Genomic DNA, 21,836 nt, shown 5'->3' with positions numbered 1-21,836 from the left:
CATGCCTGCCTCGACCCCGCCCACCGCCGCCCCGTCGGCGGCGCCCGCCCGCACGACGGCGCCGACCGCCGCACCGGCACCTGCGCCCGGCACCGTCCTCGTGCTCGGCGCGACCGGCAAGACCGGCCGCCGCGTCGCGGACCGGCTCGACGCGGCCGGCGTCCCCGTGCGCCGGGCGTCGCGCTCCGGCGACGTGCGCTTCGACTGGGACGACGACACGACGTGGGAGCCCGCGCTCGCGGGCGCCGCGGCCGTGTACGTCGCGTACGCGCCCGACCTCGCGGTCCCTGGGGCCCCGGAGACCGTGGCCCGGCTCGCGGCCCGCGCGCACGACGCCGGCGCGCGCCGCCTCGTGCTGCTCTCGGGGCGCGGCGAGGAGGAGGCGCAGCGCGCGGAGGAGCTCGTCGGCGCGGCGTTCCCGGCGCGCACGGTCGTGCGGTGCGCGTTCTTCGACCAGAACTTCAGCGAGAGCTTCCTCCTCGAGCCCGTGCTCGACGGCGTCCTCGCGCTCCCCGTCGACGACGTCGCGGAGCCGTTCGTCGACCTCGAGGACGTCGCCGACGTCGCGGTCGCGGCCCTCACGGACGACGCCCTCGCGGGGCGCGTCCTCGAGCTCACCGGGCCGCGTGCGCTGACGTTCCACGAAGCGGTCGCGGAGATCGCCGCCGCGAGCGGGCGCGACGTCCGCTACGAGCCCGTCCCCATGGAGGCGTTCGTCGCGGGCCTCGCTGCGGCCGGGCTGCCCGACGACGTCGTCGACCTCATGCGGTACCTCTTCACCGAGGTGCTCGACGGGCGCGGGACCCCCGTGGCCGACGGCGTCCGCGCCGCGCTCGGCCGCGAGCCGCGGGACTTCCGCGAGTACGCGGCCCGCGAGGCGGGCGCGTGGGTCGCAGGCACCGGCGCCGGCACCCGCACGGTGGAGACCACGCCATGACCGCGTTCGCGACCCTCGTCGTGGCGGCCGCCGTCGCGACGGGGCTCGCGGGCGGCGTGCTCTTCGCGTTCTCGACGTTCGTGATGGGCGGGCTGCGCCGCCTCCCGCCGGGCGAGGGCGGCGCCGCGATGGTCGCGATCAACCGCGACGCGCTCCGGCCGCCGCTGATGCTCCTGCTCGCCGCGAGCGTCCTGCTCCCCGCGGCGGCGGCCGTCGTCGGGCTCGTCGCCGGCACAGCCGGGGCGGGGTGGGCGCTCGCGGGCGCGGTCGTCGCGGTCGTCGGGATCCTCGGCGTGACGGCCGTGGGCAACGTCCCGCTCAACGAGCGGCTCGACGCCGCGGCCCGCGAGGGCGACCTGGCGGCGGCGTGGGCGGCGTTCCTCCCGCGCTGGCTCGCGTGGAACCACGTGCGGACGGTGGCCGGTGCGGCGTCGAGCGCGCTGCTCGCCCTCGCGCTGGTCTGAGGTGCGCGGGTGCCCGCACCGGGCCCCGCCGCGGAATAGCCGCGGCCGGGACCCGGTTGCGCACGACATGAGCGACGTCACAGCGGCCGTGCCGGCCGACGAGCAGGACACCGTCCGTCGGGTCCTGGAGGGCACCGAGACCTGGGCCGTCGTCGGCCTGTCGAACAACACCGCGCGCGCCGCGTACGGGGTCGCGCGCGTGCTGCAGCAGCACGGCAAGCGGGTCGTGCCCGTGCACCCGTCGGCGGAGACCGTCCACGGCGAGCAGGGGTACGCGAGCCTCGCGGACGTCCCGTTCCCCGTCGACGTCGTCGACGTGTTCGTGCGGTCCGAGCTCGCGGGCGACGTGGCCGACCAGGCGATCGCGATCGGCGCGAAGGCGGTGTGGTTCCAGCTCGACGTGATCGACGAGGACGCCGCGCGGCGCGTGCGCGACGCGGGCCTCGACATGGTCATGGACCGCTGCCCCGCGATCGAGCTGCCGCGCCTCGCCGCGGCCGAGGAGGCCTGACCGTGCCCGCGGTCGACACCACGACGCGCCTCGGCTCACGCGCTGCGGCGCGGCTCGCCGACGAGCAGGTCGTGTGGCTCGTCACGGTGGACCCGCACGGCACGCCGCAGCCGACGCCGGTCTGGTTCCGCTGGGACGGTGCCGACGAGATCGTCGTGAAGTCCCAGCCGCGCACGGCCAAGCTGCGCAACGTCCGCGCGAACCCCCGCGTCGCGGTGCACCTCAACAGCACCCCGTCGGGCGGCGACGTCGTCGTGCTCACCGGCACGGCGTCGGTCGACGACGACGGTCTCTCGGCCGCGGAGCGCGCGGCGTACGACGCGAAGTACGACGACGGCATCCGCGGCCTCGGCACGACGCCCGACGGCTTCCACGACGACTACGCCGTGACGCTGCGCGTGCGCCTCGAACGGCTGCGCGGCTTCTGAGCGTTCCTCAGGCCGGGGGCTCGAACGTCAGCACCGGCCTGCCGGTGCGCGGGTGCGTGAGGACCTCGCACCGCACGCCGTAGACGGGGTCCAGCACGTCGGGCACGAGCACGTCGTGGACGTCGCCCGCCGCGACGACGCGGCCGTCCGCCAGCACGACGACGTGGTCGCACGTCTGGGCCGCGAGGTTGAGGTCGTGGAGCGCGGCGAGCACGGTGACGCCGTCGTCCGCGAGGTCGCGCAGGACGCGCATCGTGTCGAGCTGCGCGGCGATGTCCAGGTGGTTGGTCGGCTCGTCGAGCAGCAGGAGCGCGGGCTCCTGCGCGAGGGCGCGCGCGAGGTGCACGCGCTGGCGCTCGCCGCCGGAGAGCGTCGCGACCTCACGGTCCGCGAACCCCGCCATCCCGACGCGGGCGAGCGCCGCCCGGGCGAGGTCGCGGTCGGTCGCGGAGTCGCCCGCGAGGAGCGAGCGGTGCGGGATGCGGCCGAGCAGCACGGCGTCGAGCACGGAGAGCGGGAGGTCGGTCGTCGCGTCCTGCTCGACGAGCGCGAGCACCCGCGCCCGCTGCCGGCGCGGCAGCGCGAGCAGGTCGGCGCCGTCGAACCGCACGCGGGCACCGTCCCTGCCCGGGCCCGCCGACGGCGCCCGGACGCCGGCGAGCACACGCAGGAGCGTGGACTTCCCGGAGCCGTTCGGGCCGAGCAGCCCGCTCACCGCACCCGGGGGCGCGGTGCAGTCGACGCCGTCGAGGACGAGGCGACCGTCGACCGACCACGACACGCGCTCCGCGTCGAGCCCGGTCGTGCCCACGACGGCGGGGGCGCTCACGCGGTCCTCCGTCCGCGCCACAGCAGCAGGGCGAACACCGGGGCGCCGATCGCGGCGGTGACGATGCCGACGGGCAGCTCGCGCGGCGCGAAGACCGTGCGCGCGAGCGTGTCGGCCCAGACGAGGAACGTCGCGCCGAACATCGCGGAGAGCGGGAGGAGCAGCCGGTGCCGCGCGCCGGTGAGGAGCCGGACCGCGTGCGGCAGGATCAGGCCGACGAACCCGATGGACCCCGACTGGGACACGAGCGCGCCGGTGAGCAGCGCGACGCCCACGAGGAGCGTCCAGCGCACGCGCGCGACGTCGACCCCGAGCGCGGAGGCCGCCGTGTCGCCGAAGGTGAAGGCGTCGAGCACCGAGCCGGTCGACGCGAGCAACGTCCCGAGCACGAGCGTCGCGCCGCCCGCGACCGCGACGGAGGTCCACGTCGCGCCCGCGACGGACCCCATGAGCCACGACAGGATCTCGCGGTACGAGTCGCCGGTCGCGGACCAGAAGATGACGAAGCTCGTCGCGGCCGCCGCGAGCTGGCTCACCGCGAGCCCGGCGAGCACGGTCCGCGTGGGCGTGAGCGCGCCGAGCGCGCCCGCGAGGCCGAGCGCGGCGACGAGCGCGAGCACCGCGCCGCCGAAGGCCGCGACGGGGAGCAGGACCGTCCAGCCCGCGACCAGGACGAGCACCGCGCCGAGCGACGCGCCGGACGACAGGCCGAGCAGGTAGGGGTCGGCGAGCGGGTTGCGCGTGAGCGACTGCATGACGACGCCGCACACGGCGAGCCCGGCGCCCACCGCCGCCGCCGTGAGCACGCGGGGGAGCCGCAGCTGCCACACCATGCCGTCCTGCAGGGCACCGAGCGGCTCCAGGCCCAGCAGCCCGCCGAGCCCGAGGTGCGTCGCGACCGAGCGCCACACCTCGCCGACGGCGAGGTCGGCCGGCCCGATCGTCACCGTGACGAGCACCGTCGCGACGAGCGCGACGACGCCGGCCGGCACCCACCAGGCCGCGCCGCGCCGCGCACGACCGGCCGGACCGGTGCCGTCCGGGCGACGGTCGGCCGCGGCGGGCGCGGGGCGGGTGCGCAGGGTCGTCACAGGTCGAGCGCCTCCAGCTGCGCGGCGAGGTCGACGACGGCGTCGACGTTGCGCACGCCCGCCTCGGTCGCCGGGAACGGGATCGTCAGGTAGCGGCCCTCGCGGACGGCCGTCATCTCGGCCGTGGCCGGGTTGGACTCGAGCCGCTCGATCTTCGCCTCGGCGGTGTTCCAGGCGGCGTCGACGAGGACGAGCACGTCCGGGTCGGCGGCGACCGCCTCCTCCCACGCGTACGACGTCCAGGTGTCGTGCACGTCGCCCGCGACGTTCTCGAGCCCGACGGCGTCCATGATCATCTGCGGCGCGCCGATGCCCGCCCCGACGTACGGGATGTCGTCGCCCGACGAGTACCACAGGGCGGTCAGGCCGCGGTCGTCGCGGACGACGCCGTCGAGCGTCGCGCGCTGCTCCGCGACGAGGTCCGCCGCGGCGTCCTGGGCGTCGAAGATCGTGCCGACCTCGGTGATCTCGGCGAACACGTCGTCGAACGTCAGCGGGTCGGGCATGTACTCCGGCGCCTTGCACGCGGCGGGGGAGACGTAGGTCGCGACGCCGAGCTGCGCAAGGGTCTCGCGGTCGCCGGCGCCGTCGGCCGTGAGGTTGGACTCCCAGCCCGCGTACACGAGGTCGGGCTCGGTCTCCAGGACCGCTTCGGCACCCGGGACCTGGTCCGAGAGCGGCTCCACGACCGCGGGGACGTCCGCCGCGGCGTCGGCCAGCGACTCGGGCACCGGCCCGTCGGCGAACGCGCTCGCGACGATCCGGTCGCCGAGCCCGAGGGCCAGGAGCATCTCCGTGGTGCTCGACTTGATCGTCACGACGCGCTCGGGCGCGGCGTCGAACGTCACCTCGAACCCGCAGTCGTCGAGCGTGAGCGGGTACGCGGTGCTCCCGGGCGTGCTCGACGACGTCGCGCCGCCCGCAGAGGTCGGGTCGCCCCCGGGCGTCGTGCCGGACGAGCAGGCGGCGAGCGCGAGGGCGAGCGCCGCCGCGCCGACGGCGGCGCGGACGGATCGGCGAGAGGCAGGGGACGGCGTGGGACGCGAGGGCACGGAGCTGCTCCGGGTGCGAGGCGGGGAGAGAGCCGGACGGCGGTCCCCGGGCGGGGACGCGGGCTCTCCAGGGTCGGACGCGCCATCTCGCGTCGGGCGGACCCGCGACCCAAGGACGAGGTCGCTCCGGCGAACGATCGAGGGGTTCGCGGTCCGTCGTCCAGCCTACACACGCGACCGTGACAGAGTGTGCGTCGTGACCGAGCCGTCGAACGCGCCCGCCCCCGCCCCTGCGACCTCGCCCCTGCGCGCCGTGGTGACCGGCGCGTCGTCGGGCATCGGGGAGGCGTGCGTGCGGTTCCTGCGCGCCCGGGGCTGGGACGTCGTGGCGTTCGCGCGCCGCGCGGACCGGCTCGCCGAGGTCGCGGAGCGCACGGGCGCCCACCCCGTGGTGGGCGACGTGACCTCCGACGACGACGTCGCGCGCCTCGTCGCCGAGGCGGGCGCCCGCGGGCCCGTGCACGCGCTGCTCAACATCGCGGGCTTCGGCCTCGGCGTCGACCCCGTCGACGAGGCGAAGATCGACGAGTGGCGCGCGATGTACGAGACGAACGTGCTCGGCACCGTGCGCGTGACCCAGGCCTTCCTGCCGCTCCTGCGCACGTCGCGCCGCGGCGACATCGTGCTCATGACGTCGACCGCGGGCCACGACACGTACGTCGGCGGCTCCGGCTACGTCGCGTCCAAGCACGCGCTGCTCGGCGTCGCGAAGACGCTCCGCCTCGAGCTCGTGGGCGAGCCGATCCGCGTCATCGAGATCGCGCCGGGCCTCGTGCACACGCCCGAGTTCTCGCTCAACCGCTACCACGGGGACCAGGCCGGGGCCGACGCCGTCTACGCGGGCGTCGTGGACCCGCTCACCGCCGACGACGTCGCCGACGTCGTGACGTTCGCCGTCACGCGCCCGCACCACGTGAACATCGACTCGCTGATCCTGCGGCCCGTCGCGCAGGCCTCCACCTACTCCCTGTGGCGCGCGCCGCTCGTCCCGAAGGGCGTGGAGCCCACGCCCGACGCCGACGCGTCCGCCCGCTGACCCCGACCCGTCCGGGAGCGGAGCCGCTCCGAACCGACGATGGCGCCCGGGGCCGGCTCGGCGTCTACTGGACCACGGGAGGACGCGCATGACGGGGCAGCGGCAGGCAGCCGGGCAGGCGGGCGGACGGGCGGCGCTCGCGGGCGTCGTCGCGGCGGCCGTCGGGTTCGCCGTGGCCGAGCTCGCCGCGGCCGTCGTCGCGCCCGGGTCGAGCCCGCTGTTCGCCGCCGGGGCGGGGGTCGTCGACGCGGTGCCGGGGCCCCTCAAGGACTGGGCCGTCGCGACCTTCGGCACCGCGGACAAGGCGGTGCTGCTCGGGGTCATGGGCGTCGTGCTCGCCGCGGGCGCGGCCCTCAGCGGCTGGCTCGAGCTCCGCCGCCCGCCGTCCGGCGCGCTGCTCCTCGCCGCCGTCGGGGCGGTCGGCGCGGTCGTCGCCGCCTCCCGGCCGGGCGGGGACGTGGCCTGGGCGCTGCCGAGCCTGGTCGGCGTGGGGGTCGCCGTGCTGCTGCTGCGCGCGACGCTCCGGACGCTGCGCGGCCCGGCCGCGCCCTCCGGCTCCGACGACGCGGCGACGACGTCCGGCGGGCTCGACCGCCGCCGGTTCCTCCTCGTCACGGGACTGGCCGCGGCGGCGGGCGTCGTCGCGCTCGCGACGTCGCGCGCGGTGTCCGCCGGCTCGCGAGCCGTGACGGCCGCGCGCGACGCGCTGCGGCTGCCCGCCCCCGCGACCCCGGCCCCCGCCGTGCCCGCCGGGGCGGACCTGCGCGTCCCCGGGCTCGCGCCGTACGTCACCCCGAACGCGGACTTCTACCGCATCGACACGGCGCTGCGCGTGCCGCAGGTCGACCCGGCGTCGTGGACGCTGCGCGTCTCGGGGCTCGTCGACGACCCGTTCGAGATCACGCTCGACGAGCTGCTCGCGCTCCCGCTCGTCGAGCACCACCTCACGCTCACGTGCGTGTCCAACGAGGTCGGCGGGGACCTCGTGGGCAACGCGCGGTGGCTCGGGTACCCGGTGCGCGAGCTGCTCGCGCGCGCGGGAGTGCAGGACGGCGCCGACATGGTGCTCTCGACGAGCGCCGACGGGTGGACGGCGAGCACGCCGCTCGACGCCCTCACCGACCCCGACCGGGCGAGCCTGCTCGCCGTCGGGATGAACGGCGAGGCGCTGCCGGCCGAGCACGGGTTCCCCGCCCGGCTCGTCGTGCCCGGGCTGTACGGCTACGTGTCCGCGACGAAGTGGGTCACCGAGCTCAAGGTCACGACGTTCGCCGACGACGTCGCCTACTGGTCCACGCGCGGGTGGTCGGAACGGGGACCGATCAAGCTCGCGTCGCGCGTCGACACCCCGCGCGACGGCGCGGCCGTGGACGCGGGGGAGGTCGTCGTCGCGGGCGTGGCGTGGGCCCAGCACACGGGCGTCGACGGCGTCGAGGTGCGCGTGGACGACGGCCCGTGGCGCGCCGCGACGCTCGCCGCCACGGTCGGCCCGGACACGTGGCGGCAGTGGTCGTACGCGTGGGACGCGACGCCGGGGGAGCACCGGCTGACGGTCCGCGCGACCGACGCGGACGGGCGCACCCAGACGGCCGACGTCGCCCCGCCCGCGCCCGACGGCGCCTCGGGCTGGCACGAGGTCGCCGTCCGCGTCCGGTGACCGGCCTGACGAGGGGCCAGGCGAGTGGCCCGGGTCCTGGACCGGAGGTTGTCCCGCGACGGGCGTGCTGGCACCATGTGCGGGTGACCTCCGCGCGCTCCACGAGCAGCACGCTCGTCCAGGCGCGCCCGCGGGTCCTCCCCGCCACCTGTTGTTGAGGGCTCGCGGCGCCCTGCGCAGCCTCGACCTGGTGTCCGCGAGCAGCCTCCCGCCCCTCCCTCCCTGCGACGGGGCGTGACGGTCGCCGGTCCCGCGCCACGGCTCAGCGATGAGTCCGACGCCACGACCGGGTCTGCACCCACGGACGCCAGCCGAGCACAGGACGCGAGACCACCATGTACGTTCCCCCGCACTTCCCCCGCTACCGCCCGACCACGGTGCCGTCGTCGGCACCCGCCCTCGCCGCGCCGCCCGCGGACGTGCCGCCGCTCACGCTCGAGTGGCTCGTCGCGCGCGACATCGACGCCTACACCGCGCGCCGCCGGGCAAAGAAGGGTCGCGCCGAGGAGCGAAATTCACCCAGGTAGTTCGCCGCGCGCACGGTTGAAGCCGCTAGCCTGGCGGCGACAACTCACGAGGGGGAGCACGTGGATCCACTGTTGGCAGGGCTGCAGAAGACTTTCTCGGCGGACGAAGACCTTACTCGCTACTCGGACAGTGATGTATTCGAGATGTTGAGCGCTAGCCTGGTCCTTCCTCAAGGGCTGTTGGACCAGACGAGGGTCACCGATCTCCTATTGGATCCGAGCACTCCTAGTGCGGACGTCATCTTGCTTGAGATCAACGGCGAGCTGATGTGGAACGAAAGTGACGTCGTAGAGATGTGCGAGAACACATCACGAATTGACGCAAACCTGTTCTTTATCCAGGCCAAGAGGTCTGCAAGCGTCGATACCTCGCAAATCTTGAACTTCGGTGATGGGGTGCATAATTTCTTGCGAGGGGAACCTTGCGGGTACGGCAAGAGTGACTCGCTGATGCGCGCATTCGCCACCATGCTCGAACAGTACGCCGGAAAGGTCACCGAGCGCCCCAGTGTCTACCTGCACTTCGCGGTGGGGGCTTCCAACAGGTCGGTGGCTGGAGAAGAGGTGCAGAACCGTGTCGCCAAAGTGATTGCCCAGATCGAGGACCTTGGTCACGTAGGTTCAGTTTCGTTCGAAGTGTGGGGATCCTCAGCGTTGCATGAAGCTTGGACGCGGCGCAACAATCAAAATGCAGCTGAGATCCACTTGGCAAAACACGTGAACTTGCCGGCCATGCCTGGTGTTGATCAAGCCCTGCTGGGTGTTGCGACGGTGTCCGAGATACTGAAACTCGTTGAAGCGAGCGACGGCGCACTCGACGAGCGGGTCTTTTATGACAACGTGCGCGGCTTCCAGGGCCGGAACAACGTCAATGAGCAGATCATTGCAACACTCAAGTCGGACCGCCGGAGTTTGTTGCCGGTTCTCAACAACGGCGTGACTATAGTCGCCGACCAGTACACCCCGAAACCGGGAGATGCGATCGTTGTTTCTGGATACCAAGTGGTCAACGGTTGCCAAACGAGCCACTGTCTCCATCTGGCAAAAGACGCTCTCGGTGACGACGCAGAGCTAACCTACCTTCCGGTCAAGGTGGTCGTCACGCGCGATGATGATGTGGCTACCGAGATCATACGTGCAACCAACTCGCAAACGCCGGTCGATGAGAATGAGCTCGCCTCGCTCACGAAGTTCCAGAAGCGTTTGGAGGAATACTACAAAATCGATGACCTCGCAGTCGATCTGAAATACGAGCGTCGACCGGGGCAGTTCTACGGTGCGCAGGTCGTCAAGACTCGCCTAGTGTCGATGCGTGATCAGATGCGCGTGGTCGCCGCAATGTTCCTCAATCGCCCGCACGAGTCGGCTCGTTATGTAGGCCAGCTCTACGAACTTGTGGGAAAGGAGGTCTTTGGCGATTCTCACCAGTTGGCACCGTATGTCGCGAGCGCGTTCGCCGCATACAAGCTCGAGAATGCTTTCCGCTACGACTTGGACCCAATGTACAAACCGATCCGCTACCAGATGCTGATGGTTTACAAGTTCCAGGCTCTCGGCGGGCATTCTGGGAAAATGGAAAGTCGGGACGTCGTTAAGGACAGTGAAGCCATTGTTTCTAGTCTTAAAGGCGGGGGCGTGACGGAAGCCTTCGAGAGCGCCGGGGACTTTGTGATCCGGCACGCAGGCGGGGAGATCCCTGCGGTGGAAGTGCTGAAGAGGCAGGCTTTCACTCAGGATCTGATTAGGTCGCTCACGTAGGCAGTGCCGACTTCGCATGAAGCCGCGGTTGCGTGTCGCCCACGTGCGCCCGCTACCCTGGAGGCACAGGCGTCGACCCGGCCATCACCGGCGAGCCTCCGGAAGAACGGGACCCGCGCCGCGGGGCAGGCCTGACGGCCGCGGCAGGTCCTCACTAGACCCGGACGGGTGGGCCCGTGACAGCCTGCGACGAGCGGTCGGCGACCGCCCGTGGTGCCCGACGCCGTCGGGCACCCGCGGGCACGGCGCCGGCAAGCGAGGTGGTACCGCGGCGAGCCCGCCCCAGGTGGGGGAGTCGTCCTCGCAGGAGAGCACGACCGACCCGTACCACCACGGCGGACACCCCGCCGACCGCTACCTCACCGGAGTCCTCGAGACCATGGCCTACCCGCTGCACCGCGCACCCTCGTCCGCCGCCGACGCGCACCCCGGAGCCGCGTTCGGCGTCCCCGCCTCCCCGGACCTGCCCGCGATCGAGCGCGAGGTCCTCGCCTACTGGGAGGCGGACGACACGTTCCGCGCCTCGGTCGAGCGCAACCCCGCCGGGGAGAACGGCAGCAACGAGTTCGTCTTCTACGACGGCCCCCCGTTCGCCAACGGCCTGCCCCACTACGGGCACCTGCTCACGGGCTACGCGAAGGACGTCGTGCCGCGGTACCAGACGATGCGCGGCAAGCACGTCGAGCGTCGCTTCGGCTGGGACACGCACGGCCTGCCCGCCGAGCTCGAGGCGATGGACCAGCTGGGGATCAAGACCAAGGAGGAGATCCTCGAGCTGGGGATCGAGCGGTTCAACGACGCGTGCCGCGCGTCGGTGCTCAAGTACACGAGCGAGTGGCAGGACTACGTGACCCGCCAGGCGCGCTGGGTCGACTTCGAGCACGACTACAAGACGCTCGACCCGACGTTCATGGAGTCGGTCCTGTGGGCGTTCAAGCAGCTCTACGACAAGGGCCTCGTCTACGAGGGCTTCCGCGTGCTGCCCTACTGCTGGAACGACCAGACGCCGCTGTCGAACCACGAGCTGCGCATGGACGAGGACGTGTACCAGGTCCGCCAGGACCCGGCGGTCACCGTCGGCTTCCGGCTCGAGACGGGCGAGCTCGCGCTCATCTGGACGACGACGCCCTGGACGCTGCCGTCGAACCTGTTCGTCATGGTCGGCCCCGACGTCGAGTATGTCGTCGTGGAGTCGTCGTTCACGGGCGTCAAGGAGCGCTACGTGATCGCCGCCGAGCGTCTCGAGGCGTACGCGCGCGAGCTCGCCGACGAGGGCGTCGAGGACGTGACGACGCAGGTCGTCGAGCGGCTCACGGGCGCCGACCTCGTCGGGCGGTCGTACACGCCGCCGTTCTCCTACTTCGCCGGGCACGCCGGCGCGCACCGGGTCGTCGAGGCGGACTTCGTCACGACCACGGACGGCACCGGGCTCGTGCACAACGCCGGCGCGTTCGGCGAGGAGGACAAGGTCGTCTCCGACCGCGAGGGCGTCGAGCCGGTGCTGCCGGTCGCGTCCGACGGCAAGTTCGTCTTCCCCGTCGTCGACTACGAGAGCCTCCAGGTCTTCGACGCGAACGCGCTCATCATCGACCACCTCAAGGGCCGCACGCGCCACGACGCCGCGGCCGCGCAGGGGGAGGAGACGCCGGACCTCCCGCTCGGCGCCACGAGCCCCGGCACGGTGCTGCTGCGCCGCGAGTCGTACGCGCACTCCTACCCGCACTGCTGGCGCTGCCGCAAGCCGCTCATCTACATGGGCGTCTCGTCGTGGTTCGTCGCGGTGTCGAAGTTCAAGGACCGCATGGTCGAGCTCAACGAGCAGATCTCCTGGACGCCCGACCACATCCAGCACGGCCAGTTCGGCAAGTGGCTGGAGAACGCGCGTGACTGGTCCATCACGCGCAACCGGTTCTGGGGCAGCCCGGTGCCGGTGTGGCGCTCGGACGACCCGCAGCACCCGCGCGTCGACGTGTACGGCTCGTTCGCCGAGATCGAGCGGGACTTCGGCACCCTCCCGCGCAACGAGAAGGGCGAGCCGGACCTGCACCGGCCGTTCGTCGACCGCCTCACGCGCCCCAACCCGGACGACCCGACGGGCCGCTCGACCATGCGCCGCGTCGAGGACGTCATGGACGTCTGGTTCGACTCGGGGTCCATGCCCTACGCGCAGGTGCACTACCCGTTCGAGAACACCGACTGGTTCGAGCACCACAACCCCGGCGACTTCATCGTCGAGTACATCGGCCAGACGCGCGGCTGGTTCTACACGCTGCACGTGCTCGCGACCGCGCTGTTCGACCGCCCGGCGTTCCGCTCGGCCGTCTCGCACGGCATCGTGCTGGGCTCCGACGGCCGCAAGATGAGCAAGTCGCTGCGCAACTACCCGGACGTCAACGAGGTCTTCGACCGCGACGGCTCCGACGCGATGCGCTGGTTCCTCATGAGCTCGCCCATCCTGCGCGGCGGCAACCTCGTCGTCACCGAGGACGGGATCCGCGACGCGGTGCGCCAGGTGCTGCTCCCGCTGTGGAGCACGTACTACTTCTTCACCCTGTACGCGAACACGTCGAAGGCGCAGGCGCGGGCGGGCGAGCCCGTCGAGCCCGCCGGGTACGTCGCGCAGAAGGTCGCGCCCGAGCGCGTGGCCGGGCTCCCGGCGCTCGACCGCTACCTGCTCGCGCGCACCCACGACCTCGTGGTGCGCGTGACCGGGCAGCTCGACGCGTACGACATCGCGGGCGCGTGCGAGACCGTGCGCGAGCACCTCGACGTCCTGACCAACTGGTACGTGCGCACCCAGCGCGACCGGTTCTGGGCGGAGGACGCCGACGCGTTCGACACGCTGTACACGGCGCTCGAGACGCTCACGCGCGTCATGGCGCCGCTCGCCCCGCTGCTCGCGGAGGAGGTGTGGCGCGGCCTGACCGGCGGGCGCTCGGTCCACCTCACCGACTGGCCGGCGTCCACCGAGGAGGTCGGCGAGCGGTTCGTCGGCGAGGACGGCTCGTCCGCGGTGGCCGTGCGTCACGTCCCGGACGCGTCCCTCGTCGCCGACCCGGCGCTCGTCGCCGCGATGGACGAGGTCCGCGCCGTCGCGTCGGCCGCGCTCGGCCTGCGCAAGGCGCACCAGCTCCGGGTGCGCCAGCCGCTCGCGCGGCTCACGGTCGTCGTGGACGACCCGGGGGCGCTCGCGCCGTACACGGACCTGCTGGCGCGCGAGCTCAACGTCAAGGCCGTCGAGCTCGAGTCCACCGACTCGGACGCCGCGGAGCGCTTCGGCATCACGCAGCGCCTCGCGGTCAACGCCCGCGCCGCGGGCCCGCGCCTGGGCCGCGGGGTCCAGGCCGTCATCAAGGCCGCCAAGGCCGGTGCGTGGCGCGTGGACGACGCCGGGGAGGTCGTCGTGACGACGGACGACGGCGACGTCGCGCTCCTGCCCGCGGAGTACGAGCTGACGACGGTGGTCGCCGACCGCGGCGTCGCCGAGGGGGAGGCGCCGAGCATCGCCGCCGCGGTGCTCGCGAGCGGCGGGTTCGCCGTCCTCGACCTCGCGCTCGACGACGCGCTGCTCGCCGAGGGCTACGCGCGCGACGTGATCCGCGACGTGCAGGACGCGCGCAAGGCCGCCGGGCTCGACGTCGCCGACCGCATCCGGCTCTCGCTCGACGTGCCGGGCGAGTGGCTCGCGGCCGTCGAGGAGCACCGCGACCTCGTCGCGCGCGAGACGCTCGCGGTCGAGGTCGTCGTCGAGACGTCGCCGACCGACGTGCGCTCCGTGCGCGTCGAGAAGGCCGACGGCACCGTTCCGGACGCTGGCCCCGTCGAGGAGGCGAACCTGTGAGCGCCGCACGCAAGGACTCCGGCGCCGCACGACGGCAGAGCGCGAAGGACGCCCGCGCGGCGGCGGAGGACGCCGCCGCGCAGGCGGACCTCGAGCGCGTCTACCAGCACATCGTGTCCCGTGCTCCCGAGCACGACTTCGACCCGACGATCGACCGGGTGCGGCGCCTGTTCGAGCTGCTCGGCGACCCGCAGCACGCGTTCCGGACGATCCACCTCACCGGGACCAACGGCAAGACGAGCACCGCGCGCGTCGCGGAGCGTCTCGTGCGTGAGCACGGCCTGCGCACCGGCCTGTTCACGAGCCCGCACCTGACGAGCGTCACCGAGCGGATCGTCGTCGACGGCGAGCCGCTCTCGGCGCGCCGGTTCGTCGAGGTGTGGGAGGACGTCTACCCCTACGTGCAGGTCGTCGACGCGGAGCTCGCGGAGAGCGGGCAGTCACAGCTCAGCTTCTTCGAGGTCCTCACGGGCGTGGCGTTCGCCGCGTTCGCGGACACGCCCGTCGACGTCGCGATCGTCGAGGTCGGCATGGGCGGCGAGTGGGACTCGACCAACGTGGTCGACGCGGAGGTCGCCGTCGTGACGCCCGTCGCGCTCGACCACGAGCGGTGGCTCGGGAGCACGCTCGAGGAGATCGCGACGGTCAAGTCGGGCATCGTGAAGGAGGGCGCGACCGTCGTCTCGGCGGCGCAGCGCCCCGAGGTCGAGGAGGTGCTGCGGGCCCGGGCGGAGCGCGTCGGGGCGCGCCTGCTGCGCGAGGGCGTCGACCTCGACGTCGCCGCGCGCCAGGTCGCGGTCGGCGGCCAGCTCCTCGACCTGCGCACGCCCGCTGCGCTCTACACCGAGGTGTTCCTCCCGCTGCACGGCGAGCACCAGGCGCACAACGCGCTGCTCGCGCTCGGCGCGGTGGAGGCGTTCCTCGGCGGCCGGGCGCTCGACGGCACGCTCGTCGAGGCGGCTTTCGCGGACGTCACGTCGCCGGGACGGCTCGAGGTCGTGCGGTCCAGCCCGACCGTCCTCGTCGACGCGGCGCACAACGCCGCAGGGGCCGAGGCGCTCGCGACGGCGCTCGGCGAGGCGTTCGACCTGCGCCACCTCGTCGGCGTCGTCGCGATCATGGCCGACAAGGACGCCGAGCCGCTCCTCGCGGCGCTCGAGCCGGTGCTCGCGGAGATCGTCGTGACGCGCAACAGCTCGGAGCGCTCGGCCGACCCGACGGAGCTCGCCGAGCTCGCGGCCGACGTCTTCGGCGAGGACCGCGTGCACAGCACCGAGCGCCTCGACGAGGCGCTCCAGGTGGCGGTCGACCTCGTCGAGCGCGACGACGCCGTGGGCGTCGGCACGGGCACGGGCGTCCTGGTCACGGGCTCGGTCGTGACGGTGGCCGACGCGCGCGTCCTGCTCGGTCGCGGCTGACGCCCGGACGCCGCGCGGCGCGCGGCGGCCGGGTGTTTGATGGAGGCGACGACGGCGGCGGGCACGCCGGGCGCGGCCTGCCGACGTCGCGGGGGCTGTCGGCGCCCGGAGCACCGGGCGCACGGACCGATGGAGGGATGACCGGTGAAGAAGCTGCTCAACGATCCCCAGGACGCGGTGACGGAGTCCCTCGAGGGCTTCGGCCAGGCGCACGCCGACCTCGTGCAGGTGCACCTCGCGCCCCCGTACGTGTCGCGCGCCGGCGGCGCGGTGGCCGGCAAGGTCGGGCTGGTCTCGGGCGGCGGCTCGGGCCACGAGCCGCTGCACGCGGGCTTCGTCGGGCCGGGGATGCTCGACGCCGCGGTGCCGGGCGCGGTGTTCACCTCGCCGACGCCCGACCAGATCGTCCCGGCGATCCTCGGCGCCGACTCGGGCGCCGGCGTGCTCGCGATCGTCAAGAACTACACGGGCGACGTGCTGAACTTCGAGACGGCGGTCGAGCTCGTCGAGGCCGAGGGCACCGAGGTCACGAGCATCCTCGTCAACGACGACGTCGCGGTCGAGGACTCGCTCTACACCGCGGGTCGGCGCGGCGTCGCGGGGACGGTCGCGGTCGAGAAGATCGCGGGCGCGGCGGCCGAGCGCGGCGACGACCTCGGCACCGTGACGGAGATCGCCGGGCGCGTCGTGGCGAACGTGCGCTCGATGGGCGTCGCCCTCACGGCGTGCACCGTGCCGCACGTGGGCAGGCCGAGCTTCGACCTCGGCGACGACGAGGTCGAGATCGGCATCGGGATCCACGGCGAGCCCGGGCGGCACCGGATCCCGCTCGCGTCGGCGGACGAGATCACGCAGCGGCTGGTCGATCCCGTGGCCGACGACCTGGGCCTCGCCGACGGCGAGGACGTGTTGCTGTTCGTTAACGGAATGGGCGGTACCCCGCTGTCCGAGCTGTACGTCGTCTATCGTCAGGCGAGGAGGCTGCTCGAAGGGCGCGGCGTACGCGTGACGCGCTCGCTCGTCGGCAACTACGTCACGTCGCTGGAGATGCAGGGTGCGTCGGTCACCGTGCTGCGCCTGGACGACGAGCTCACCGCCCTGTGGGACGCTCCCGTCCACACGGCCGCGCTGCGCTGGTGAGCGGGTGCCCTTTCGTGCAGTCTCCTGGAGCCGGCGCACCGCCGGCTCGACGGCGAGGAGAGGTGGGGCATGACGCTGGACGTGGCCTGGGCCGAGCGATGGACCCGGCTGAGCGCGGAGCGGATCGCGGCGGCGCGGGACGAGCTGACGGAGCTGGACCGCCAGATCGGTGACGGCGACCACGGCGAGAACCTCGACCGGGGTTTCCGCGCGGTGGTCGCCAAGCTCGACGGGGCGGCCGACGGCGAGCAGCCGCCCGGCCAGATCGGCGACGTGCTCAAGCTCGTGGCCACGACGCTCATGTCGTCCGTCGGCGGCGCCTCGGGCCCGCTCTACGGGACCGCCTACCTGCGCGCCGCGAAGGTGACCGGCCTCGCGGAGCTCGACGCGCACGGCGTCGTCGCGCTGCTCGAGGGAGCGCTCGAGGGCATCTCCGCGCGCGGCAAGGCGCAGGTCGGCGAGAAGACGATGGTCGACGCCTGGCAGCCCGCGGTCGACGCGGCGGAGGCCGCGGCCGACGCGGGCGGCTCGACGGCCGACGTCCTCGCGGCCGCCGCCCGGGCCGCGCGCGAGGGCGCCGAGGCCACCGCGCCGCTCGTGGCGACGAAGGGCCGGGCGAGCTACCTCGGCGAGCGCAGCGCGGGCCACCAGGACCCGGGCGCGACGTCGACCGCGATCCTGCTCGAGGCCGCGCGTGACGCGGCGGCGGCGTGAGCGGCGTGGCCGGACCGGTCGGCACGCGGGCCCGGGTCGCGCTCGTCCTCGTGTCCCACTCGCAGCGCCTCGCGCAGGGGGCCGTCGAGCTGTCCGCGCAGATGGCGCCCGGCGTCCTGCTGCTCGCGGCGGGCGGGACGGACGACGGCGGACTCGGCACGAGCTACGACCGCGTCTCCGGCGCGATCGACGAGGCGCTGCGCGTCGCGGACGGCGTCGTCGTGCTCGCGGACCTGGGCTCGGCCGTGATGACGGTCGAGTCGGTGCTGGACCTGGAGGACGGCTTCGACGGGCGCGTGCTGCTCGCGGACGCGCCGTTCGTCGAGGGCGCCGTCGCGGCGGCCGTCACCGCGCACGGCGGCGGCGACGTGGCCGAGGTCCTCGCGTCCGCGGAGCACGCGGGCGGCACGTTCGCCGTCCCCGCCGCGGCACCGGAGGCGGGGGAGGAGAACCCTGCGGACGGCGCCCCGCCGGCGGGGGAGGCCCGCGCCGTCGTGACGTTGCGCAACCCGCTCGGCCTGCACGCCCGGCCCGCCGCCGTGCTCGCCCGCCTGGTCGCCGGGTTCGACGCGAGCGTCGCGATCGACGGCGTCAACGGGGCGAGCGTCCTCGAGCTCATGAAGCTCGGCGCGACCGGCGGGCAGGAGCTCACGGTCACGGGGGAGGGCCCGCAGGCCGCGGACGCCGTGCGCGCGGTGGTCGAGGCGGTGGAGGGCGGGTTCGGCGAGGTCTGACGCCGCGGAGGTGTGACCTCCGTCACTCGATATTGCAGTTGATGCAAAATTGCAGAGGATGCAAGAATGCTCCTCGTGCCGACGACTCCGCCTGACGTGCCCGCTCGCCCCTCCGTGGCCGAGCGGGCCGCGGCATGCCTCGTGCCGTCGCCCGGCGGGCTGCGGGAGCGCAAGAAGCGCGCGCGCCGCGAGGCCCTCGTCGACGCCGCGCAGACCCTCGTCCTCGACCGCGGCCTCGACGCCGTGACGGTCGAGGACATCTGCGCGGCCGTCGGCGTCTCGCCCCGCACGTTCTTCAACTACTTCCCCGCGAAGGACGACGCCGTGCTCGGCCTCGAGGAGTTCTCGGTCCGACCGGACGTCGTCGCGGCCTTCGTCTCCGGCGGTCCGACGGGCGCGCTCCTCGACGACCTCGAGGTCGTGGTGGCCGACGTGCTCGCGCACGAGGTCGTCACCCCCGAGCGCATGGCGCGCACGCTCGAGCTCGTGCAGCGCGAGCCGCACCTCGTCGCGCGTCACGTCGCGTGGGTCGAGGGCCACCGCGCGGAGCTCGTCGAGATGCTCGTCGCACGTCGCGCGGTCCGGCCGTTCGTCCCGGACCCCGAGCTCCTGGCGCTCGTCGTCATGAGCCTCCTGCGGGCGAGCACGGCCGAATGGCAGCAGCGGGGCCGCGAGGGCGAGCCGGTGGACCACCTGCCGGGCGTCGTCGACCAGCTCCGCGCGCTGCTCCGCGACACGCGCGCCCCTGATCCCGCGGCCCCCTGACCGCAGCCCCTCGCCCCGCGCGAGGACACCACCGCTCGGGTCTCCCACCCGACCTCCCGCACCTCCAGCCCCACCCGACGACGGGCCGCGCCCGTCGGCGTGCGCCCGTCCGTCCCGACCGAACCGGATCCTCATGGCCTCCTCCACCGCAGCACCACCCGTCGACGGCGGCAAGCCGCTCGTCGTGCTCACCCCGCGCACCGTGTGGGTGATCTTCGGCGCGCTCATGGCGTCGATGTTCCTGTCCTCGCTCGACCAGTCGATCGTCGGCACCGCGATGCCGACGATCGTCGGCGAGCTCCACGGCGTCGAGCACCAGGGCTGGGTCATCACGGCCTACATCTTGGCGATCGCCATCGTCATGCCGCTCTACGGCAAGTTCGGCGACCTCTGGGGCCGCCGCTGGCCGTTCCTCGTCGCGATCGGCCTCTTCACGGTCGCGTCGGCCGGCGCCGGGTTCGCGCAGTCGTTCCCCGAGCTCGTCGCCTGGCGCGGCGTCCAGGGCCTCGGCGGCGGCGGCCTGATGATCCTGTCGCAGGCGATCATCGCCGACATCGTCCCCGCCAAGGACCGCGGCAAGTACATGGGGCCCATGGGCGCGCTCTTCGGCATCGCCGCGGTCATCGGGCCGCTCCTCGGCGGCTGGTTCACCGAGGGCCCGGGCTGGCGCTGGGCGTTCTGGATCAACGTGCCCATCGGCGTCGCCGCGTTCATCGTGGCGTGGGTCGCGCTCAAGCTCCCCTCGCACCGCGCGGGCCGCAAGATCGACGTCGCGGGCATCTTCTTCCTCGTCGTCGCGACGTCCGGCATCGTCCTGGTGACGAGCTGGGAGTCCCTGACGACGTCGTCGGGCTACGACTGGTCCGACCCGTGGCTGCTCGGCCTCGTCGCGGCCGTCGTGGTGTCGGTCGTCGCGTTCGTCCTCGTCGAGAACCGCGCCGAGGAGCCGCTGCTCCCGCTGCACCTCTTCAAGAACCGGACCTTCACCATCGCGACGCTCATCGGCCTCGTGCTCGGCATGGGCATGTTCTCGGCGCTCGCGTTCCTCCCGACGTTCCTGCAGATGTCCACGGGCGCCGGGGTCACCGAGTCCGGGTTCCTCATGCTCCCGATGATGGTCGGCGTCATGATCACGGCCATCGGGTCCGGTATCGCCATCACCAAGACCGGGCGGTACAAGATCTACCCGGTGGTGGGGCTCGCGATCACCGCGGCCGGGATGGTCTGGCTCACGCGCATCACGGGCGACATGTCGATGTGGCTCTTCGGCGCGATGATCTTCGTCATGGGCGCCGGGATGGGCCTCGTCATGCAGACGATCGTGCTCGCCGTGCAGAACTCGGTCGACCCGCACGAGATCGGGACCGCCACGAGCGCGAACAACTTCTTCCGCGAGATCGGCGCGGCCGTCGGGACGGCGCTGTTCAGCACCATCTTCACGTCGCGGCTCGCCGACAACCTCGAAGGCGTCTTCGCGGGCGTGCCGGGCGGTGCGGCCCCCGCCGGCGCGGAGGGCTCCTCGCTCACGCCCGAGCTGGTGCAGCAGCTCCCGGAGCCGATCCACACGGGCGTCGTCGACGCGTTCACCGACGCGCTCGCCCCCGCGTTCTGGTACCTGGTCCCCCTCGTCCTCGTCGGGTTCGTGCTCGCGCTGTTCCTGCGCGAGGTCAAGCTCTCCGACGTCGCGGGGATGGTCGCGCGCGGCGAGGCCGTCGCGGACCACGGCGACCTGCGCGAGGACGCCCCCGCGACGGGCCAGGTCGACGGTGCCGCGGTCGTCGTGCCCACGGGCGGCGGTGGAACGGACGACGAGCGCCCCGGGAGCCGGGAGCGCGACGGCGCGCCGGTATCCTGACCGGGTGAGCACCTCACAGTCGCAGCCCGCCGCGCAGCCGTCCCGCCACGGCCGCGCGGCGGGCCCGGTGCGTCCGTCCCCGGGCGACCGCATCAAGCCCAAGAAGCCCGCGAAGGTCCAGTTCGCGTCGACCACGCTCCTGCTCGAGGCGTTCCTCGTCGTGTTCGCGACGCTCGTGGCCTACGGCCTGCGCGACGTGCCCTACTCGCGCGGCCCGCTCGAGCTGCCCTCCGCGACGTCGATCTGGGTCGTGGGCGGGGTGCTCGCCGTCGTGCTCGTCGTGCTGTCGCGCATGGTGGGCACGCCCGGCGGGTACGTCGCCGGGTCCGTGGTGCAGGTGCCCGTGCTCGCGCTCGGGCTGGTCGTGCCCATGATGTTCCTCGTGGGCGGCCTCTTCGTCGTCCTGTGGATCGTCTCGATCCGCCTCGGCGGGCGCATCGACCGCGAGCGCGCGGCCTACGACGCCGAGCACCCCGAGACCGCGCCCAACGCCGGCTGACGGCACGGCGCGCACGCGGCCGGGCGGCCACCCGCGGGGCGCGGCGCACGGTCCGACGGCCGGTAGGCTCGGCGACCATGACCGACGTCGCACCCGCACTGACCGAGACCATCGAGCGCACCCTCATCCTCGTCAAGCCCGACGGCGTCCGCCGCGGCCTGTCCGGCGAGATCCTCCGGCGCGTCGAGGCCAAGGGCTACACGCTCGCCGCCGTGCGCCTGCTCGACGCGACGCCCGAGCTGCTCGCCGCCCACTACGCCGAGCACGAGGGCAAGCCGTTCTTCCAGCCGCTCGTCGACTTCATGCTCTCGGGCAAGATCCTCGCGGTCGTGGCCGAGGGCCAGGGCGTCGTCCCCGGCTTCCGCTCGCTCGCCGGCGCGACCAACCCGACCGAGGCGCTGCCCGGCACGATCCGCGGCGACCTCGGCCGCGACTGGGGCCTCAAGGTCCAGCAGAACCTCGTGCACGGGTCGGACTCGCCCGAGTCCGCCGCGCGCGAGATCGCGCTCTGGTTCCCCGAGCTCGGCTGACCCGCACGCGCACGTCCGCCCCGTCCCGGGCCTCCGGGGCGGGGCGTTCG

The 21,836-nt window shown here is 73.4% G+C and carries 20 protein-coding genes; 17 read left to right on the top strand and 3 right to left on the bottom strand.

Translation table 11 applies throughout. The annotated features are described in order from the left end of the window. Window position 1 precedes the first annotated feature (1 nt). From RDI86_RS01025 to RDI86_RS01010, 4 genes are all read left to right on the top strand, one after another. Window positions 2-937 (top strand): NmrA family transcriptional regulator, encoded by a 936-nt coding sequence (locus tag RDI86_RS01025; protein ID WP_308820427.1) that lies wholly within the window; start codon window positions 2-4, stop codon window positions 935-937. Beyond that, entirely contained in the window at window positions 934-1,401 is a 468-nt protein-coding gene (locus tag RDI86_RS01020) for an anthrone oxygenase family protein (RefSeq protein WP_308820426.1), read from the top strand. Before RDI86_RS01025 ends, RDI86_RS01020 begins: the two co-directional genes overlap by 4 nt. Window positions 1,402-1,468: 67 nt before the next feature. Continuing rightward, complete coding sequence (locus tag RDI86_RS01015; RefSeq protein WP_021483339.1) at window positions 1,469-1,912, top strand: CoA-binding protein; 444 nt, start codon at window positions 1,469-1,471, stop codon at window positions 1,910-1,912. Window positions 1,913-1,914: 2 nt separating this feature from the next. Beyond that, window positions 1,915-2,340, top strand: coding sequence for a TIGR03667 family PPOX class F420-dependent oxidoreductase (locus tag RDI86_RS01010; protein WP_076406409.1), 426 nt, complete (start codon window positions 1,915-1,917; stop codon window positions 2,338-2,340). Between the two features lie 7 nt (window positions 2,341-2,347). Here RDI86_RS01010 and RDI86_RS01005 read toward each other — a convergent pair whose 3' ends face one another. From RDI86_RS01005 to RDI86_RS00995, 3 genes are read right to left on the bottom strand one after another with little or no spacing between them, the layout of a single operon-like run. After that, window positions 2,348-3,169: a putative F420-0 ABC transporter ATP-binding protein gene (locus tag RDI86_RS01005; RefSeq protein WP_076406592.1), complete on the bottom strand. Its 822-nt coding sequence runs from the start codon at window positions 3,167-3,169 to the stop codon at window positions 2,348-2,350. Continuing rightward, on the bottom strand, window positions 3,166-4,260 hold the full coding sequence (locus RDI86_RS01000) for a putative F420-0 ABC transporter permease subunit (RefSeq protein WP_374990506.1): 1,095 nt from the start codon (window positions 4,258-4,260) through the stop codon (window positions 3,166-3,168). Before RDI86_RS01000 ends, RDI86_RS01005 begins: the two co-directional genes overlap by 4 nt. Beyond that, window positions 4,257-5,312, bottom strand: a complete 1,056-nt coding sequence (locus RDI86_RS00995; protein WP_308820425.1) for a putative F420-0 ABC transporter substrate-binding protein — start codon at window positions 5,310-5,312, stop codon at window positions 4,257-4,259. The genes RDI86_RS01000 and RDI86_RS00995 overlap by 4 nt, the downstream gene beginning before the upstream one ends. A 196-nt stretch (window positions 5,313-5,508) precedes the next feature. On the opposite strand from RDI86_RS00995, the gene RDI86_RS00990 reads away from it, so the two are divergent. The 13 genes from RDI86_RS00990 to ndk all read left to right on the top strand — a co-directional run bounded on the left by RDI86_RS00990 (window position 5,509) and on the right by ndk (window position 21,786). Then, window positions 5,509-6,348, top strand: coding sequence for an SDR family oxidoreductase (locus RDI86_RS00990; protein WP_083712021.1), 840 nt, complete (start codon window positions 5,509-5,511; stop codon window positions 6,346-6,348). Window positions 6,349-6,436: 88 nt separating this feature from the next. Beyond that, the gene (locus tag RDI86_RS00985; protein ID WP_308820424.1) at window positions 6,437-8,005 is read left to right on the top strand and encodes a molybdopterin-dependent oxidoreductase; all 1,569 of its coding nucleotides are present in this window, start codon (window positions 6,437-6,439) and stop codon (window positions 8,003-8,005) included. 335 nt (window positions 8,006-8,340) lie between these two features. Further along, entirely contained in the window at window positions 8,341-8,532 is a 192-nt protein-coding gene (locus tag RDI86_RS00980) for a hypothetical protein (RefSeq protein ID WP_308820423.1), read from the top strand. Between the two features lie 60 nt (window positions 8,533-8,592). Next, window positions 8,593-10,290 (top strand): AIPR family protein, encoded by a 1,698-nt coding sequence (locus RDI86_RS00975; RefSeq protein WP_308820422.1) that lies wholly within the window; start codon window positions 8,593-8,595, stop codon window positions 10,288-10,290. A gap of 379 nt (window positions 10,291-10,669) precedes the next feature. Further along, complete coding sequence (gene ileS / locus RDI86_RS00970) at window positions 10,670-14,131, top strand: isoleucine--tRNA ligase (protein ID WP_308820743.1); 3,462 nt, start codon at window positions 10,670-10,672, stop codon at window positions 14,129-14,131. Continuing rightward, entirely contained in the window at window positions 14,128-15,549 is a 1,422-nt protein-coding gene (locus tag RDI86_RS00965) for a folylpolyglutamate synthase/dihydrofolate synthase family protein (protein ID WP_163188544.1), read from the top strand. Before ileS ends, RDI86_RS00965 begins: the two co-directional genes overlap by 4 nt. A gap of 144 nt (window positions 15,550-15,693) precedes the next feature. Then, window positions 15,694-16,689 carry a dihydroxyacetone kinase subunit DhaK gene (gene dhaK / locus RDI86_RS00960; protein WP_076406418.1) on the top strand — a complete coding sequence of 332 codons (996 nt, stop codon included), beginning with the start codon at window positions 15,694-15,696 and terminating at the stop codon, window positions 16,687-16,689. A gap of 69 nt (window positions 16,690-16,758) precedes the next feature. Continuing rightward, entirely contained in the window at window positions 16,759-17,403 is a 645-nt protein-coding gene (dhaL, locus tag RDI86_RS00955; protein ID WP_076406420.1) for a dihydroxyacetone kinase subunit DhaL, read from the top strand. After that, window positions 17,400-18,137: a dihydroxyacetone kinase phosphoryl donor subunit DhaM gene (gene dhaM, locus RDI86_RS00950; protein ID WP_076406422.1), complete on the top strand. Its 738-nt coding sequence runs from the start codon at window positions 17,400-17,402 to the stop codon at window positions 18,135-18,137. Before dhaL ends, dhaM begins: the two co-directional genes overlap by 4 nt. Window positions 18,138-18,212: 75 nt before the next feature. Then, window positions 18,213-18,902 (top strand): TetR family transcriptional regulator, encoded by a 690-nt coding sequence (locus RDI86_RS00945; RefSeq protein ID WP_308820420.1) that lies wholly within the window; start codon window positions 18,213-18,215, stop codon window positions 18,900-18,902. 133 nt (window positions 18,903-19,035) lie between these two features. Next, a complete protein-coding gene (locus tag RDI86_RS00940) occupies window positions 19,036-20,757 on the top strand; it encodes an MDR family MFS transporter (RefSeq protein ID WP_308820419.1) in 1,722 nt (573 codons plus the stop codon). A 4-nt stretch (window positions 20,758-20,761) separates the two neighbouring features. Further along, the gene (locus tag RDI86_RS00935) at window positions 20,762-21,256 is read left to right on the top strand and encodes a DUF4233 domain-containing protein (RefSeq protein WP_308820418.1); all 495 of its coding nucleotides are present in this window, start codon (window positions 20,762-20,764) and stop codon (window positions 21,254-21,256) included. A 77-nt stretch (window positions 21,257-21,333) separates the two neighbouring features. After that, window positions 21,334-21,786: a nucleoside-diphosphate kinase gene (ndk, locus tag RDI86_RS00930; protein ID WP_031317103.1), complete on the top strand. Its 453-nt coding sequence runs from the start codon at window positions 21,334-21,336 to the stop codon at window positions 21,784-21,786. Window positions 21,787-21,836 lie beyond the last annotated feature (50 nt).

The organism is Cellulosimicrobium sp. XJ-DQ-B-000 (assembly GCF_031119065.1).
GTDB lineage: Bacteria > Actinomycetota > Actinomycetes > Actinomycetales > Cellulomonadaceae > Cellulosimicrobium > Cellulosimicrobium funkei.
This window is presented reverse-complemented; position numbering and strand designations above follow the sequence as displayed.

Bases quoted from the DNA above. Each gene is read 5' to 3' on its own strand.
- RDI86_RS01025 (WP_308820427.1), top strand. From the start codon at position 2: ATGCCTGCCTCGACCCCGCCCACCGCCGCCCCGTCGGCGGCGCCCGCC.
- RDI86_RS01020 (WP_308820426.1), top strand. From the start codon at position 934: ATGACCGCGTTCGCGACCCTCGTCGTGGCGGCCGCCGTCGCGACGGGG.
- RDI86_RS01015 (WP_021483339.1), top strand. From the start codon at position 1,469: ATGAGCGACGTCACAGCGGCCGTGCCGGCCGACGAGCAGGACACCGTC.
- RDI86_RS00985 (WP_308820424.1), top strand. From the start codon at position 6,437: ATGACGGGGCAGCGGCAGGCAGCCGGGCAGGCGGGCGGACGGGCGGCG.
- RDI86_RS00980 (WP_308820423.1), top strand. From the start codon at position 8,341: ATGTACGTTCCCCCGCACTTCCCCCGCTACCGCCCGACCACGGTGCCG.
- ileS (WP_308820743.1), top strand. From the start codon at position 10,670: ATGGCCTACCCGCTGCACCGCGCACCCTCGTCCGCCGCCGACGCGCAC.
- dhaL (WP_076406420.1), top strand. From the start codon at position 16,759: ATGACGCTGGACGTGGCCTGGGCCGAGCGATGGACCCGGCTGAGCGCG.
- RDI86_RS00940 (WP_308820419.1), top strand. From the start codon at position 19,036: ATGGCCTCCTCCACCGCAGCACCACCCGTCGACGGCGGCAAGCCGCTC.
- ndk (WP_031317103.1), top strand. From the start codon at position 21,334: ATGACCGACGTCGCACCCGCACTGACCGAGACCATCGAGCGCACCCTC.